Origin of the sequence: Bacillus sp. 179-C3.3 HS (assembly GCF_047229225.1) — a bacterium.
Taxonomy (GTDB): Bacteria; Bacillota; Bacilli; order Bacillales; family Bacillaceae; genus Bacillus.
In genome coordinates this window covers 1-16,596 of the sequence record NZ_JBFEFT010000016.1, presented here as the reverse complement: position 1 = coordinate 16,596, position 16,596 = coordinate 1, and the positions used below count along the sequence as shown (strand labels likewise).

Below are 16,596 nucleotides of genomic sequence, written 5' to 3'. Positions count from 1 at the left end.
GGAATGACCGGGGGTTAAGATGAATCGTACTTTAATGCAATTAAGAACAAAAACAGTTGAGTTTTGGCGAAATCGATCAAAATTACAAAAAATACTCATGATTGGCGGCGTTGCTGCCCTAGCAATCATTATTACGGTTGTTAGCATCTTTGCTTCTTCTGAAAAAATGGTTCCATTGTTTAGAGATTTGTCTGAAGTAGAAGCGGGGCAAATCAAACAGGAACTCGATGGCAAAAATGTTAAATCGGAACTTGCGAACAATGGAACAACCATTCTAGTTCCAGAAAAGCAAGCAGACTCGTTAAAAGTATCACTCGCAGCAGAAGGTCTTCCTAAAACAGGGAATATTGATTACTCCTTCTTTGCAAACAATTCTGGCTTCGGTTTAACAGATAATGAATTTGATGTTCTGAAAGTAGATGCAACTCAGACAGAACTGTCCAATCTGATCAACACAATTGATGGGATTAAAGATTCAAAGGTTATGATTAACCTGCCAAAAGATTCCGTTTTTGTCGGAGAAGAGCAAAGTAATGCATCGGCATCCATTGTGTTGCAAGTTGAACCTGGCTACACGATCGCGCAACAACAAGTAAAAGGCCTTTATCATCTTATTTCAAAAAGTGTGCCGAACTTAAAAACAGAAAACATTGTCATCATGGACCAAGATTCAAACTACTATGACCTAAACAGTACAGCTGATTCCTATGCAAGTGGAATGGATGCACAGCAGCAGAAAAAAGAAGAGATCGAAAAGAATCTTCAAAGAAAAATTCAACAGCTGCTAGGTACGATGATGGGACAAGACAAAATAGCTGTATCGGTCACAACAGACATTGATTTTACTGAAGAGAAAAGAAAAGAAGACCTTGTAGAACCAGTTGACCAAGAGAACATGGAAGGCATCGCTGTCAGCGCTGAGAAGATTGCCGAAACCTATTCAGGAAATGGTGCAGCAGCTGGAGGTGTCGCTGGAACAGGTGACGATGATGTCACCAATTATCAAGGTGTCGATGGAGAAAATGGAAGCGGAGATTACGAGAAGAGTGAAGATCGAATCAACTACGAAGTAAACCGAATCCATAAAGATATCACAGAAAGTCCGTACAAAGTAAGAGATATTGGCATTCAAGCACTAGTAGAACCGCCAAATGCGGATGATGTGAACTCTCTTACACCTGAGAGACAAGAGGATATTAGAAGAATCCTTTCAACCATCATTAGTACATCGATTGATAAAGAATACACAAATGGTCAACCGCTCACTGAAGCAGACTTAGAAAACAAAATTGTTTTATCTGTATCAAAATTAGACGGTAAACAGCAAACAGAAACAGATAACCCTACAAGCAATATCCCAATTTGGGTTTATATCGTAGGCGGTGTGCTACTACTTGCCATTATCGCACTCATTATCTTACTCGTTCGTAAGCGAAGACAAGAAGAAGAGGAAGAGTTTGAGTTAGATGAAGGTACACCAATCAATGTTCCTGATATTGATACCGAACCAGAAACAGAAGAAATCGTACGAAAAAATCAGCTTGAAAAAATGGCAAAAGATAAACCAGAAGACTTTGCTAAATTGCTACGCAGCTGGCTGTCCGAGGATTAGGAGGAATAAACATGTCGAGAAAAGATCCAAATCGACTAACAGGCAGACAAAAAGCAGCAATCCTAATGATTTCCTTAGGGCTAGATGTGTCAGCATCTGTATACAAACATCTGTCTGAAGACGAAATAGAAAAGTTAACACTAGAGATTTCCAATGTAAGAAGTGTAGATGCTGCTAAAAAAGATGAAATCATCGAAGAATTTCACAGTATTGCCATCGCGCAGGACTACATATCTCAAGGTGGTCTCATGTATGCAAGACAAGTGCTTGAAAAAGCGCTTGGTGAGGACAAGGCGGATAATATTTTAAACCGATTAACATCCTCACTCCAAGTGAAGCCATTTGATTTTGCACGAAAGGCTGACCCGGAGCAAATCTTAAACTTTATTCAACATGAGCATCCACAAACGATTGCGCTCATTCTTTCTTATTTAGACCCAGTTCAAGCTGGACAAATTCTATCTGAGTTAGGTGAGGAAGTACAAACAGAGGTTGCCAGAAGAATTGCGTTAATGGATCGTACATCTCCAGAAATCATCAATGAGGTAGAACGTATCCTTGAACAAAAGCTCTCTTCAACCTTTACACAAGACTATACGCAAACTGGTGGGGTCGAAGCAGTTGTTGAAGTGTTAAATGGTGTCGATCGGGCAACTGAGAAGACCATTTTAGACACACTTGAAGTACAAGATCCAGAGCTTGCGGAAGAAATTAAGAAACGTATGTTTGTCTTTGAAGACATCGTTACCCTTGATAGCAGAGCCATTCAGCGCGTCATCAGAGATGTTGAAAACGACGACTTATTACTTGCACTTAAAGTGGCAAGCGAAGAAGTCAAAGAAATTGTTTTCCGCAATATGTCTCAACGGATGGTCGAAACATTTAAAGAAGAAATGGAATTCATGGGTCCTGTTAGGCTTAGAGATGTTGAAGAAGCACAAACTCGTATTGTCAGCATTGTAAGAAGACTCGAAGAAGCGGGCGAAATCGTCATAGCTCGAGGTGGAGGAGACGATATCGTTGTCTAGGATTATCAAACACGAATCATCTGTTATTCCTGTCCAAGGCAGGCAAACAATTCCTTTGCAGCAAGTTGACTTTAAGCGAGACCGCGAAGAAGAGGAAGAAGAGCTTGTCAATGAAACGGAAGCATCTCAGCTTTTACTGAGTGATGCGGAAGATCAAGCAAGTCGCATTTTAGAACAAGCAAACAGTCAATTAGAACAGACGATAGCAGAAATCGATCAGCGACGTGCAGATTTTGAAGCAGAAAGAATGCAGTTGATTGAAGAAGCAAAACAAACAGGGTATCAAGAAGGCTTCCAAAAGGGTGAAGCAGATGCCAAAAAAGAGTATCAATCCATTTTAGATAAAGGAAATGAGATCGTTAGCCTTGCGAAACAAGACTATGAAGCGAAAATTGAAAGTTCTGCTGAAACAATCGTGGAATTGGCCTTTGAACTCGCCAAACGCGTCTGGTCTGCCGCAGACGACACAAAAGATCAATTTTTGGCTCTTGTCAAGCAAGTGATTTCAGAAGTGAAAGAATACGACGATATTTCCATCTATGTTGACCCTGATCATTACATGCATGTCATGGACTATAAAGACGAGCTGATCAGAATTCTCCAAAAAGACACACACCTTGCCATCTATTCGGATGATAAAGCGTCTAAAGGTACGTGTTACGTCGTAACAAGCTTTGGCAAAGTGGAAGCGAGTGTTGATACACAAATGAATCAGTTAAAAGAAAAATTATTAGAAGTGATTGATTCAGGTGATCACAAATGAACATGGATGTGCTAAGAGAAACAATTGAATCAGCCGATCCTTATAAACGGTTTGGTAAGGTAAATCGTGTAGTTGGCTTGATGATTGAATCGAAGGGGCCAGAAAGTTCAATCGGTGATGTCTGCTTAATCCATAAAAAAGGAAGCAAACAGCATCCGATCAAAGCAGAAGTCGTTGGTTTTAAAGATGAAAACATTCTGCTTATGCCTTATGTGGAAGCATCCAATATCTCGCCAGGAAGTCTTGTTGAAGCGACAGGAGAATCTTTAAAGGTCAAAGTAGGTACTGGGTTAATCGGTGAAGTCATTGATGCCTTCGGGGATCCACTTGACGGCAGTTTGCTCCCAAAAGGTCTTGCACCTGTTTCCACAGATCAATCTCCTCCAAACCCAATGGACAGGCCACCGATACGAGAAAAAATGGGTGTCGGCGTAAGAGTAATTGACAGCCTGCTCACAGTAGGGACTGGGCAAAGGATAGGGATCTTTGCTGGAAGTGGTGTTGGTAAAAGTACTTTAATGGGAATGATTGCAAAGCAAACAGAAGCGGATCTCAATGTCATCGCGCTTGTCGGAGAGCGTGGCCGTGAGGTTCGAGAGTTTATCGAAAAAGATTTAGGCGCTGAAGGATTAAAGCGATCGATTGTCGTTGTAGCAACGTCTGATCAACCGGCGCTGACGAGACTGAAAGCCGCTTATACCGCTACTGCGATTGCAGAATATTTCAGAGACAGAGGCAAAAACGTCATGTTTATGATGGACTCTGTCACAAGGGTTGCCATGGCACAACGGGAAATAGGACTTGCAACAGGTGAACCGCCAACAACTAAAGGCTACACACCTTCCGTGTTCGCTATACTGCCAAAATTACTTGAAAGAACTGGAACAAATCAGCTTGGTTCCATCACAGCATTCTATACCGTGCTTGTTGATGGTGACGACATGAACGAACCAATAGCTGATACAGTCAGAGGGATTTTAGATGGCCACATTGTACTTGATCGTGCATTAGCCAACAAAGGGCAGTTCCCTGCTGTGAATATTTTGAAAAGTATTAGCCGTGTCATGAGCAATATTGCAAGTCATGATCATAAGGAAGCAGCCAACCGATTTCGACAGCTTTTATCCACTTATCAAAACGCTGAAGATCTCATTAACATTGGAGCTTATAAAAAAGGCTCCTCGAAGGACATTGATGAGGCTGTAGATGCTTACCCTCACCTCGTTTCGTTTTTAAAACAAGATGTAGATGAAGCTGTATCTATAGAAGACAGTGTGAGTTTATTGCTCAGATTGATGAATAGAGAGGATTGACAATAGTGACATATCAATACAAATTTCAAAAGCTTTTAGAACTGAAAGAAAATGAAAAAGACCAATCACTTGCAGCGTACCAACAATCCGTTTCGGCATTTGAGCAAGTCGCTGAAAAACTCTATGAAAATATGAGTAAAAAAGAACTCATGGAAAAAAGCAAAGAAGAGAAGCTGAGAAGCGGAATGAGTGTTCAAGAAATGCGTCACTATCAGCAATTTGTGACCAACTTAGATAACACCATTCAACATTATCAACAGCTTGTGATCATGAAACGTCATCAGATGAATGAAAAACAATCAGATTTAACTGAAAAGAACATCGAGTTTAAAAAGTTTGAAAAAATGAAAGAAAAGCAATTTGAAAAGTTTTCCCTTGAACATAAGGCCATTGAAATGAAAGAAATGGATGATATCTCTATCAGCCAATTCATGTTTCAAGGACATTAGGAGTCGAGATGAATGCCTAAGAAGCAAAAAGTGAAGGAATCAGGCGGCGGAAAGCTTCAATGGGTTCTGTTTATTGTCATCATCCCATTGGTTGTACTAGTGCTTGTAGCTGGTACGATCCTTAATATGGCAGGATTTGACCTGAAGAAGCCGCTCCAAAACATTCCGGTGATTAATAGTTTGGTTGGTTCTGATGACAGTTCAAAACCATCATCTTCCTCACAAAATGAAAAAAGTGAAGCAGAGATCAAAAAACTGAAAAAGACCATTGAAGAGCAAAAAAATGAACTCGAAATTGCGCTGAAAGACTTAAAAACAAGTGATGAAGAGATGAAAAGGTTGAATCAAAAAATCAATTCACTTGAAAAAATTGCTGACGATGGAACAGGTAGTAACGAAGAAAACAATAACTCTTCTACTGGTTCATCAAGCAATAATACAGCAGGCGCATCTTCTGATACAGCAACTTCTAATCAGCAATCAAAAGGGAAAGTAGCAAGTATCTATGAAAGTATGGATGCAGGAAAATCAGCCAAAATCTTATCAGAACTAAGTGATAAAGAGGCTTTGGCCATTCTCAACGAGCTGAGTAAAAATAAGCTGACAGACATTTTAGCAAAACTTACACCTCAGAAGGCAGCGACATTCACCAAGGAGCTTGCCAAGAAAGAAGAAAGTGAAAATGGAGGTGGGCAATAAGTGAAGCTATTGGATATTGGTGCCTTACAGCAATCTCCTCAAGCTCTCTCTGGACTGAAGGGTGGCGGTTCAACATCTGCACGCGGTTTGTTTAAACAAATGCTAAGTGGAGTAGGTGTTCAGAATAGCCAAGTCGATCCTCAGTCAGCAAAAGCTCCCCTTTCTATCAATGATGCCTTGCAAATCATTGAAGAATGGATGCAATCGCCTGACAAGGGGATTGAGGGCGAACTCCTTGAGGCACTTCAAACACTTCAAGGACAATCACTTGATATGCCTGAGCTCCAGTCGATAGAAGAGCTGTTTCAAAAAATGGAATCGCAGATTGATGATGATTCCATGCAAAAGGCAGATGCAGTGCAAAGTGAACAACTGATTCAAGTCCACTTTTTCTTATATCAATTGCTAAACAAGCAGCCACAGAGTGTTGATGAAAAGCTAGTGCAGGATATTCAAGGAAAAGGACAGGACTTCATCCAGTTTCTTTCAGAAAACGGAGCAGATGAAAAGCTTGTTCAACAAATAAAAGAACAGTTTTTCACGCAAGGATCAGCAAATAAGCTGAACGCAATGTCCGAAAGTGAACGAAAACACTTTAATCAGTTAATCGACCATATGATGGCAAGTGCGAAAGGGTCTGAAAAAGAGTGGAAAATCTCTCTAGGAGAGCTAAAGCAATTGGTATCGCCTAGACAGGAAGCAACTTCCGCTTCTCCATCAAAAAATACCTCATCACTTGAATGGCTCATTAAAAAGGACGTCGTGAAGGGGCAAAGTGCTGTAACACCTGCTAGTGAAAAAACATTGCCACTGACGATTATGCCAGGTCATAAGCAGCTATTCCAAATACAATCAGCTGCACCTGTTCAGCAGGCGCAGACACCTGATGAAAAACCAGCTACGGTTGATCAGCAAATTTTAAACACTTGGAAACAAATGAAGTTCACACCATTTGGTAATGCAAATGGGCGCTTTACGGTTCGGTTAAACCCAGAAAATCTCGGGTTTATCACGATCCAACTAACGAAACAAAATGGGATGTATGCAAGTAAAATTACTGCCTCAACACAGGCAGCAAAAGAGCTATTAGAGCAACATCTACCACAACTAAAACAGGCACTTCCGAATATGTCGGTGCAAGTTGACCGTTTCCATATACCGCTTCAATCAAATGAACAGCCATTATTCGGACAGTTTAGTGAAGAAAACAAGCAACAGCAGGCAAAAGACCAAGCATTTCAACAAACTGAGGAACAAGAAGTAGACTTCCAAGATGTATTGGATTCTCTTGTTGAGTCAGATGAAGAAGAGGGGGAGACGAATGACAACCGTTGATTCTATGCTTAGAACAAATGCAACAACAACAGACACTTCTTCAAAAGAAACAAAGAAAACAGATACGCTTGGCCGTGACCAGTTCTTGAAAATATTGCTCACGCAGCTGCAAAACCAAGATCCAACGAATCCAATTGATGACCGTGAGTTCGTCACGCAGCTTGCAACATTTTCTTCTTTAGAGCAGCAAATGAATATGAATGAATCCATCACAAAGCTCAACACGTTAATGTCTACCTTTGTTGCCCATCAAGATCCTTTTACAACGTATGTTGGCTGGATTGGCAAAGAAGTCGTTGGCGAACAAGATGGGAAAGAAGTTTCGGGTACAGTCAAGTCTGTGAAAAATATCAAAAATGAATATTTCTTATATCTTGAAGATGGCACGAAAATCAGTCCTTGGGACGTTACAACTGTTGGAGAAAAATCGTAAGCAAATTGAGGAGGAAATTAAATGTTACGCTCACTTTACTCAGGAATTAGCGGAATGAAAAACTTCCAAACAAAATTAGACGTTGTCGCAAACAACGTGGCAAACGTCAATACACATGGATTTAAAAAGAGCCGTATCACTTTTAAAGATATGGTGAGTCAAACAATTCAAAGTTCTGGTGGTCCAACAAATAATTCTGGTTCTATCAACTCAAAACAGGTCGGCTTAGGGGCATCCCTAGCATCTATCGATAAAATTATGACACCAGGATCTGCTCAAAACACAGGTGAACCTTATGACCTTTACATCACTGGTGATGGATTTTTCCGTATTGAAAAGCAAGGCGAAATTCTCTTTACAAGAACAGGGAATTTCAAGCCTGATGAGGCAGGTGATTTGGTGACACCTGATGGTTACTATGTGCTTGGAATGAACGGACAAAAAATCAATGTTCCAAAAGATAACGTGACAAGTGTTAGTATCGGGCCAGATGGTACGGTTTCAGTTGTTGAGAACAACGTTTCTCGTACAGTTGGTCAGGTATCATTAGCAGCTTTCAGTAATGCAGGAGGATTAGATTTAGTTGGGGACAACTTATATCGTCAAACGTTAAGCTCGGGTGCACCAAGTAATGCGATCGTACCAGGTGAACAAGGAACAGGTATCATTCAAACAGCTAGACTTGAGATGTCAAACGTTGATTTAACAGACGAGTTCACAGAAATGATTATTGCACAGCGTGGTTTCCAATCAAATGCGAAGACGATTACGACATCTGATGAAATTCTGCAAGAACTTGTGAACCTGAAACGATAGGAGGTAGGAGGAGCGTTCTATCGCTGCTCTGCTTAATATGATTGAAGTGACAAGATTAAATGGCAAAGGATTTATGATCAACGCTCTTCATATCGAACAAATTGAAAGCTTTCCAGACACGACGATTACATTAGCCAATGGAAAGAAATTTGTTGTGAAAGAAGATGAGAAGCAGCTTCAAGAGAAGGTCATTTCTTTCTACAGAAAAATCCAAGTCATTTCATTGAATCAAGGAATAGAGGAGTTTGAATGAAGAAGAAATTAGTCGTAGTAATGCTAACCATGATTATTGCCATCGTCGGAATTGGAGCAGGTGTTTTTTATCTGATAAATGGGTCTGGCGAAGCAAAAGCAGAAAAAGAGCCAACAGCAGATGAAGTTGCAAAGGCATCTTTAGAAATTCCTGAAATTATCACAAATTTAAAGTCTGAAGGTAATGCCGTCAAACTGATCCTAAATATTGAGACAGATTCTGAAAAAGCGAAAGAAGAGCTTGAGAAAAGAAGTTTCCAAGTGAAGGATGCTGTCATCGATATTTTATCAGAGACAAATGCAGATGAACTTGATGGTAAAAAAGGAAGAGAACATTTTAAAACACAAGTCAAAAACAAAGTGAATAACTATTTGCAAGATGGCAAGGTGAAAGAAGTATATATAACCTCCTTTAATCTGCAATAGAGGCGATTAATTGAAACGATGGAGGTGAAGAAATGTCAGGAGAAGTGCTTTCCCAGAATGAGATCGATGCATTATTATCCGCCATATCGACTGGTGAAATGGATGCAGACGAGCTGAAAAAAGAAGAAACAACGAAAAAAGTAAAAGTGTACGACTTTAAACGTGCACTGCGTTTTTCAAAAGATCAGATTCGAAGTTTAACAAGGATTCACGATAACTTTGCTAGACTGCTGACGACCCACTTTTCAGCACAGTTAAGATCATATATTCAAATTTCTGTCAGTTCGGTGGACCAAGTACCATATGAAGAATTTATTCGCTCCATTCCAAATATGACGCTATTAAACTTATTTTACGTCAGCCCACTTGAAGGTAGAATCATGCTTGAAGTGAACCCGACCATCGGCTATGCCATGATGGATAGACTGATGGGCGGAATCGGCATTAGTCATAATAAGACAGAGTCACTAACAGAAATTGAAACAAAGGTGATCTCAAACATGTTTGAGGGAGCTTTGGAAAATTACAGAGAAGCGTGGCAGTCCATAGCCGACATCGAGCCAGAAATGGCAGATTTCGAGGTAAATCCCCAGTTTGTTCAAATGGTGTCTCCAAACGAAACAGTTGTCGTCATTTCTCTTAATACGCAAATTGGAGAGGTTAGCGGGGTTATTAACCTATGTATTCCTCACGTTGTATTGGAGCCTATCATTCCGAAATTGTCTGTCCACTACTGGATGCAGTCTGATCGAAATGAACCGAAAAAAGGTGAAACAAAGGCCATTGAAAAACGGATAATGACGGCACAAATACCGGTAGTCGCAGAACTTGGACAATCGGAAATGACGGTGGAAGAGTTTTTGAATTTGGAAATTGGTGATTGTATTACCTTGGACAAACCAGTAAATGCGCCTCTTACTGTTATGGTCGGGAATAAACCGAAATTCTTGGGACAGGCCGGCCGCGTGAATCGGAAACAGGCGATTCAAATTCTAGATCACGACATAAGAGGTGAAGAAGATGGAGAATAACGGAAGTAAATTATCACAAGATGAAATCGATGCACTCCTTAAAGGAGGCAACAATGACGAAATAGAGCCGGATGCACTCCTTTCTGCAATGGAACAAGACGCCATTGGAGAAATTGGAAACATTTCATTTGGTAGCTCAGCAACAGCACTTTCAACCCTATTAAATCAAAAGGTGGATATTACCACTCCAACAGTAACAGTGATTCCAAAAAGCAAGTTGAATGAGGAGTTTCCTCATCCATATGTCGCAATTGAAGTGAACTATACAGAAGGCTTTAGTGCAAGTAACTTACTCGTCATTCAGCAAACAGATGCGGCAGTTATCGCTGACTTAATGATGGGAGGAGATGGCACCAATGCCGATCCTTCTTTAAGTGAAATCCACTTAAGTGCTGTACAAGAAGCGATGAACCAAATGATGGGTTCTGCTGCGACATCCATGTCTACAGTCTTCGATAAAAAAATTGATATTTCTCCGCCACGTGTCGAATTACTCGATGTGAATGAGGGAGAAGGAACAGATCGGATTCCTGCTGAAGAAATGCTCGTGAAAGTATCCTTCCGATTAAAAGTAGGAGAACTCATAGATTCTAATATTATGCAGCTTTATCCTATTACATTTGCGAAGGATTTGATCGCAGAATTAACAGAGCCAGCAGAGGAAGAGCCTGTACAAGAGGAGGCGCCACAAAGCGCACCTGAGCCTCAACAAGCAGCGCCGCAAGTCCAATCTGCTCCTGTAGAGCAAACGCCGCCACCAAAAAGACAGGCGAAGCCAAAACCGGCAGCACCTGTTAATGTGGCGCCAGTTGAATTTGAAGCATTCAGTGAGCCTCAGCATACAACGCAGCAACTAGGAAACCTTGATATGCTGATGGATATTCCGCTATCTATTACGGTAGAGCTTGGAAGAACGAAGCGCAGTGTGAAAGAAGTGCTTGAGCTTTCAGCAGGAAGTGTCATTGAACTAGACAAACTTGCAGGAGAACCTGTTGACATTTTGGTCAACAAACGAATCGTCGCCAAAGGTGAAGTCGTTGTCATTGATGAGAACTTTGGCGTTCGGGTGACTGATATTTTAAGTCAGTCAGAAAGACTTTCGAATTTAAAATAAACAAACATATAGGGAGAGAAAAAGTAAATGGCTACTAAAGTATTAATCGTAGATGACGCAGCTTTCATGAGAATGATGATTAAGGATATTCTTGTGAAAAACGGATTTGATGTGGTAGGAGAAGCAGAAAACGGTGCACAAGCTGTTGAGAAATTCAAAGAAACGTCACCAGATCTTGTCACAATGGATATCACAATGCCAGAAATGGATGGCATTACAGCATTAAAAGAAATCAAACAAATCGATGCATCTGCAAAGATCATCATGTGTTCTGCGATGGGGCAGCAATCAATGGTTATTGATGCGATCCAAGCAGGCGCAAAAGACTTTATCGTGAAGCCGTTCCAGGCAGATCGTGTACTTGAAGCAATTAATAAAACGTTAGGCTAAAAAAGGGTGTAAGACTTGTTGAAAAAACGTTTGATATGTATAGCAATGATCAGTTTTATGCTTTTCTTGACATGGGCGCCTACTTCACTGCTTGCGGAAACGAAAGATCCTGAAAATGGCACAGTGAATGAATGGCTCGAAAAAGACAAGGAAAGCACAAAGGATACACAAAAGGAAAACACTAACAATCAAACGAATCCGACAGAAGAAGTTCCCTCTTCTTCTGTCTCTATTATGGATTTTGTCAAAATGATTGGTGCCTTACTTTTTGTCATCCTGCTCATTTATGGATTGGTGAGATTTATCGGCAAGCAAAATCGCTTACTGAAACCGTTTCGTTATGTTGAAAATATTGGCGGAACCACGGTCGGTCAAAATCGGTCGGTTCAACTCATCAAAGTGGGCAAAAGAGTATTAGTTGTTGGCGTAGCAGACTCAATTCAGTTGCTGAAAGAAATTGAAGATGAAAAAGAATGTGAAGACATTGTGAAACAATACGAAGAAGCAATGGAAAGTAAACCAGATTTGCCAAAATTCGTACAAAAATTCACAACGCAGGTGAAGAAACCGAATCAATCCGTCACTTCTTCTTTTTCAGCTAATTTAAAGACACAGCTAGCCGAATTGAAAAAGACCCAATCAGAAGTCAGAAAGAAAGGCCCGAAACAAAATGAATGAGTTTATCGATTTATTTAATTCAAGTGGTGCAGGAAATATTAGCACGTCTGTCCGCCTTCTTTTACTGTTGACCGTATTTTCGGTTGCACCGGGCATTCTTATTTTGATGACGTGTTTCACTCGAATCGTGATTGTTCTATCGTTCGTCAGAACATCACTTGCAACCAACTCAATGCCGCCGAACCAAGTGCTCGTTGGACTTGCTCTATTTCTTACATTTTTTATTATGGCACCAACGTTCTCAGACATTAATAAAGAGGCATTAACACCACTTTTAAATGATGAGATTACATTAAATGAGGCATATGAAAAAGCCGAAATGCCAATTAAAGAGTTTATGAGTAAGCATACGAGACAGAAGGATTTGGCTTTATTTCTAAATTACGCAAAGATGGATACACCAGAATCGATTCAAGAAATACCACTAACGGCGATGGTTCCAGCGTTTGCAATTTCAGAATTAAAGACGGCGTTTCAAATTGGTTTCATGATCTTTATTCCATTTTTAATTATTGACATGGTGGTTGCGAGTGTTTTGATGTCAATGGGGATGATGATGCTACCACCGGTTATGATATCGCTCCCTTTCAAAATATTGTTATTTGTTTTAGTAGATGGATGGTATTTGATTGTAAAATCTTTGCTGCAAAGCTTTTAGAGTAGGTGCTTAAAACATGAGTTCAGAATTTGTCATTACGATGGCTGAAAGATCAGTGTATGTTGTATTGCTTATCAGTGGGCCGCTTCTTGCGCTCGCCCTCATTGTGGGACTGATTGTCAGTGTGTTTCAGGCAACCACCCAAATTCAAGAACAGACGCTTGCTTTTATACCTAAAATTGTTGCTGTACTCATTGGACTCGTCGTATTCGGTCCATGGATGCTTTCAACAATTGTTTCCTTTACAACTGAGCTGTTCTCGAATTTAGATCGATTTGCAGGTTAAAAGATGATGTCAATCGTAGAATATTTCCCTGCTTTTCTTCTTGTTTTTATTCGGATTACCGCTTTTTTTGTGACAGTACCACTTTTAGCGCATAGAACGATACCGGTCATGCACCGTGTTGGTTTCTCGGTGTTTCTATCTGTCATTGGTTTTAGCACAATTAAAGAACCGCCTGTACTCGACGTAGATGGACTCTTTATGATGCTCACTGTGAAAGAGGCAATGGTCGGACTGCTGCTTGGATTGATCGCCTATATGATGATTTCAGCTGTACAAATCGCAGGATCATTCATTGATTTTCAAATGGGTTTTGCCATCGCAAACGTGATTGACCCGCAAACAGGTGCACAAACACCGCTTATGGGGCAGTTTTTTTATACAGTGACCCTTTTGCTGATGCTTGCAACAAATGCACATCACCTGTTGCTTGATGGGATTTATTACAGCTTCCAATATATTGCGCTTGATCAATACGCTTTGAATTTCGGCAGTGAATCCTTTGCATCCTTTATCGCAAGAAGCTTCAATCAGATGTTTATCATTGCGTTTCAAATCTCTGCACCAGTTGTGGCGAGTTTATTTTTAGTCGATCTTGCATTAGGGATTGTGGCACGGACAGTTCCTCAAATGAACGTATTTGTTGTTGGTCTTCCTCTTAAAATAAGTGTGAGTTTTATTATGATCATCATCTGTATGGGCGTCATGTTTGGGGTTATTCAAAATACATTTGAAACCATTGTGATTACCATGAGGAATTTCTTAGCATTGGTCGGTGGTTCGTCATGATGACAAGACTTAGATTAGACTTGCAATTTTTCGCAGGTGAAAAAACAGAGAAAGCAACACCAAAAAAGAGACAGGATTCACGAAAAAAAGGGCAGGTTGCCAAAAGTACCGACGTCAATACAGCCATCTCATTTCTATTAATCTTTTTATCATTCTTTTTTATTGGGCCTTTTATGAAAGAGCGAATTATTGCGCTCATTGAACGTTTTTATTCAACTACCATGTTAATGGAGATTAGTTCATCTAATATTCATCAATTATTCTTGGAGTTACTTCAAGAAACAGGACTCCTCCTCCTGCCAATCCTTGGTGTTGGCTTATTAGCTGGGGTGATCAGTAACTACTTACAAGTAGGGGTTCTCTTTTCGACAGAAGTCATCAAACCGAAATTAGAAAAGCTTGACCCTATTAAAGGTTTCAAACGAATATACAGTGTTCGAGCACTTGTAGAGCTATTAAAATCCATTTTAAAAATTGGTTTTATTGGTTTTGTCACCTTTGTTGCCATTTGGATGCACTTTGAGGAAATTTTGAGACTTCCTTTACTTACTGCAGAGGAAACTCTTCATTTTGTCGCCAATATGACCTTGATCATGGGGTTATATGCAGCAGGTGCGCTCTTAATCTTAGCAGGGCTTGATTACATGTATCAGAAATATGATTACGAAAAAAACTTACGGATGTCTAAACAAGACATCAAAGATGAGTATAAAAAATCAGAGGGTGACCCGCTCATTAAATCAAAAATTAAGCAGCGGCAGCGGGAAATGGCCATGAGACGGATGATGCAAGAAGTCCCAAATGCGGACGTGATCATTACCAACCCAACCCACTACGCGATCGCTCTTAAATACGATGAAGAAAAAATGGACGCCCCTTTTGTTGTGGCAAAAGGAACGGATATTTTGGCTTTGAAAATTAGATCGATTGCAAAAGAACACGATGTCATGACCGTAGAGAACCGTCCCCTCGCTCGCGCGTTATATGACCAGGTCGAAATCGATCAAGCGGTGCCAGAGGAATATTTCAAGGCCATCGCTGAAATTTTAGCTTACGTATATAAAACGAAACAAAAGATTTTATGAATTTTTGGTTTTAAAAGGAGAGAACTGGCATGTCAGCAAGAGATTTATCTGTTTTATTTAGTGTTATTTTAATCGTGGCGATGCTGGTCATACCATTTCCGCCCGTACTATTAAGTATTTTAATCATTATTAATATTTCTCTTGCGCTTATCGTGCTTCTCACCACAATGAACATGCAAGAGCCGCTGCAATTTTCTATTTTTCCATCATTGCTGTTGCTCTTAACGCTGTTTCGCTTGGGACTTAACATCTCTACAACACGTTCGATCTTATCAACTGGAGATGCTGGGAAAGTTGTAGAAACGTTCGGTTCATTTGTTGTTGGAGGAAATATACTCGTTGGTCTGGTTGTCTTCCTCATCCTGATCATCATTCAGTTTATTGTTATCACAAAAGGAGCTGAGCGTGTGTCTGAGGTTGCGGCACGTTTTACGCTCGATGCGATGCCAGGTAAACAAATGAGTATTGATGCAGATTTAAATGCAGGAATGCTGACTGAAAGTGAAGCAAGAAGTCGCCGTGAAAAAGTATCGAGAGAGGCCGACTTTTATGGTGCGATGGACGGGGCGAGTAAATTCGTCAAAGGAGATGCCATCGCCGGTATTATCATCGTTATCATCAATATTATCTTTGGAATCATCATTGGGATGCTTCAACAAGGCATGTCGCTTCAAGAATCAGCGTCCCACTTTACCCTTTTAACGGTAGGAGACGGAATCGTTTCACAAATTCCTGCATTGCTGATTTCAACGGCTACAGGGATCGTTGTTACAAGGGCAGCATCTAATGGAAACCTAGGGTCTGATATTACTGGTCAGCTCTTTGCGTTCCCAGCCATGCTTTATGTGACAGCAGGAACCATTTTCCTTCTTGGATTGTTCACGCCAATTGGTGTGCTTTTGACAGGACCAATTGCAGCGTTACTTGCAATCGGAGCATACGTCATGTCGAAGAACAAACAAGATCAGGAAGAAATCGAAGAAGTGCTCGAAGAACAGCAAGAGGTAGAAGAGATGAAAAGTCCAGAAAGTGTCATTCATCTTCTTCAAATGGATGCCATTGAATTTGAATTCGGCTACGGATTGATCCCGCTCGCTGATGCGAATCAAGGCGGAGACCTGTTAGATCGAATTGTTATGATCCGCAGGCAGCTTGCTCTTGAGTTAGGTCTAGTCATTCCAGTTGTCCGAATTAGAGATAACATCGCCCTTAACCCAAACGAATATCGGTTGAAAATTAAAGGGAACGAAGTGGCAAAAGGTGAGCTCTTGCTCGATCATTACCTAGCGATGTCACCGACTCCTGATGATGATCCAATTGAAGGCATTGAAACCATCGAGCCATCATTTGGTCTACCGGCAAAATGGATTTCAGAAGCGGAAAAAGATCAAGCTGAAATGCTTGGATATACGGTGGTTGATCCGGCATCGGTTGTGTCGACG

Annotated in this window: 20 protein-coding genes; all 20 read left to right on the top strand. The window is 40.6% G+C overall.

The genetic code is table 11. From position 1 onward, the window contains the following. The first annotated feature begins 19 nt into the window (after positions 1–19). A complete protein-coding gene (gene fliF / locus AB1K80_RS11140; RefSeq protein ID WP_412856692.1) occupies positions 20–1,612 on the top strand; it encodes a flagellar basal-body MS-ring/collar protein FliF in 1,593 nt (530 codons plus the stop codon). Between the two features lie 11 nt (positions 1,613–1,623). Further along, complete coding sequence (gene fliG / locus AB1K80_RS11135) at positions 1,624–2,640, top strand: flagellar motor switch protein FliG (protein WP_412856691.1); 1,017 nt, start codon at positions 1,624–1,626, stop codon at positions 2,638–2,640. Beyond that, positions 2,633–3,403: a flagellar assembly protein FliH gene (fliH, locus tag AB1K80_RS11130; RefSeq protein WP_412856690.1), complete on the top strand. Its 771-nt coding sequence runs from the start codon at positions 2,633–2,635 to the stop codon at positions 3,401–3,403. Before fliG ends, fliH begins: the two co-directional genes overlap by 8 nt. Continuing rightward, a complete protein-coding gene (fliI, locus tag AB1K80_RS11125; protein WP_412856689.1) occupies positions 3,400–4,716 on the top strand; it encodes a flagellar protein export ATPase FliI in 1,317 nt (438 codons plus the stop codon). Before fliH ends, fliI begins: the two co-directional genes overlap by 4 nt. Positions 4,717–4,721: 5 nt before the next feature. Beyond that, positions 4,722–5,165: a flagellar export protein FliJ gene (gene fliJ, locus AB1K80_RS11120; RefSeq protein ID WP_412856688.1), complete on the top strand. Its 444-nt coding sequence runs from the start codon at positions 4,722–4,724 to the stop codon at positions 5,163–5,165. A gap of 12 nt (positions 5,166–5,177) precedes the next feature. Further along, positions 5,178–5,864 (top strand): MotE family protein, encoded by a 687-nt coding sequence (locus AB1K80_RS11115; protein WP_412856687.1) that lies wholly within the window; start codon positions 5,178–5,180, stop codon positions 5,862–5,864. Next, complete coding sequence (locus AB1K80_RS11110; protein ID WP_412856686.1) at positions 5,865–7,199, top strand: flagellar hook-length control protein FliK; 1,335 nt, start codon at positions 5,865–5,867, stop codon at positions 7,197–7,199. It abuts the gene before it with no gap. Beyond that, a complete protein-coding gene (flgD, locus tag AB1K80_RS11105) occupies positions 7,186–7,632 on the top strand; it encodes a flagellar hook assembly protein FlgD (RefSeq protein ID WP_412856685.1) in 447 nt (148 codons plus the stop codon). The genes AB1K80_RS11110 and flgD overlap by 14 nt, the downstream gene beginning before the upstream one ends. A 21-nt stretch (positions 7,633–7,653) precedes the next feature. Beyond that, the gene (gene flgG / locus AB1K80_RS11100; RefSeq protein ID WP_412856684.1) at positions 7,654–8,448 is read left to right on the top strand and encodes a flagellar basal body rod protein FlgG; all 795 of its coding nucleotides are present in this window, start codon (positions 7,654–7,656) and stop codon (positions 8,446–8,448) included. Positions 8,449–8,485: 37 nt separating this feature from the next. Then, positions 8,486–8,701: a flagellar FlbD family protein gene (locus AB1K80_RS11095; protein WP_412856683.1), complete on the top strand. Its 216-nt coding sequence runs from the start codon at positions 8,486–8,488 to the stop codon at positions 8,699–8,701. Then, positions 8,698–9,126, top strand: a complete 429-nt coding sequence (gene fliL, locus AB1K80_RS11090; RefSeq protein WP_412856682.1) for a flagellar basal body-associated protein FliL — start codon at positions 8,698–8,700, stop codon at positions 9,124–9,126. Before AB1K80_RS11095 ends, fliL begins: the two co-directional genes overlap by 4 nt. A 32-nt stretch (positions 9,127–9,158) precedes the next feature. Beyond that, positions 9,159–10,157, top strand: a complete 999-nt coding sequence (fliM, locus tag AB1K80_RS11085; protein WP_412856681.1) for a flagellar motor switch protein FliM — start codon at positions 9,159–9,161, stop codon at positions 10,155–10,157. After that, positions 10,147–11,271, top strand: a complete 1,125-nt coding sequence (fliY, locus tag AB1K80_RS11080) for a flagellar motor switch phosphatase FliY (protein WP_412856680.1) — start codon at positions 10,147–10,149, stop codon at positions 11,269–11,271. The genes fliM and fliY overlap by 11 nt, the downstream gene beginning before the upstream one ends. Before the next feature lie 27 nt (positions 11,272–11,298). Further along, positions 11,299–11,661 (top strand): response regulator, encoded by a 363-nt coding sequence (locus AB1K80_RS11075; RefSeq protein WP_003212360.1) that lies wholly within the window; start codon positions 11,299–11,301, stop codon positions 11,659–11,661. An 18-nt stretch (positions 11,662–11,679) separates the two neighbouring features. Beyond that, a complete protein-coding gene (gene fliZ / locus AB1K80_RS11070; RefSeq protein ID WP_412856679.1) occupies positions 11,680–12,339 on the top strand; it encodes a flagella biosynthesis regulatory protein FliZ in 660 nt (219 codons plus the stop codon). Further along, positions 12,332–12,997: a flagellar type III secretion system pore protein FliP gene (gene fliP / locus AB1K80_RS11065; protein ID WP_412856678.1), complete on the top strand. Its 666-nt coding sequence runs from the start codon at positions 12,332–12,334 to the stop codon at positions 12,995–12,997. Before fliZ ends, fliP begins: the two co-directional genes overlap by 8 nt. Before the next feature lie 16 nt (positions 12,998–13,013). Continuing rightward, positions 13,014–13,283, top strand: coding sequence for a flagellar biosynthesis protein FliQ (gene fliQ / locus AB1K80_RS11060; RefSeq protein WP_099680563.1), 270 nt, complete (start codon positions 13,014–13,016; stop codon positions 13,281–13,283). A 3-nt stretch (positions 13,284–13,286) separates the two neighbouring features. Next, entirely contained in the window at positions 13,287–14,069 is a 783-nt protein-coding gene (fliR, locus tag AB1K80_RS11055; RefSeq protein ID WP_412856677.1) for a flagellar biosynthetic protein FliR, read from the top strand. Further along, the gene (gene flhB, locus AB1K80_RS11050; RefSeq protein WP_412856676.1) at positions 14,066–15,154 is read left to right on the top strand and encodes a flagellar biosynthesis protein FlhB; all 1,089 of its coding nucleotides are present in this window, start codon (positions 14,066–14,068) and stop codon (positions 15,152–15,154) included. The genes fliR and flhB overlap by 4 nt, the downstream gene beginning before the upstream one ends. 29 nt (positions 15,155–15,183) lie before the next feature. After that, a partial coding sequence (locus AB1K80_RS11045) for an FHIPEP family type III secretion protein (protein WP_412856675.1) occupies positions 15,184–16,596 on the top strand: 1,413 nt, incomplete at its 3' end.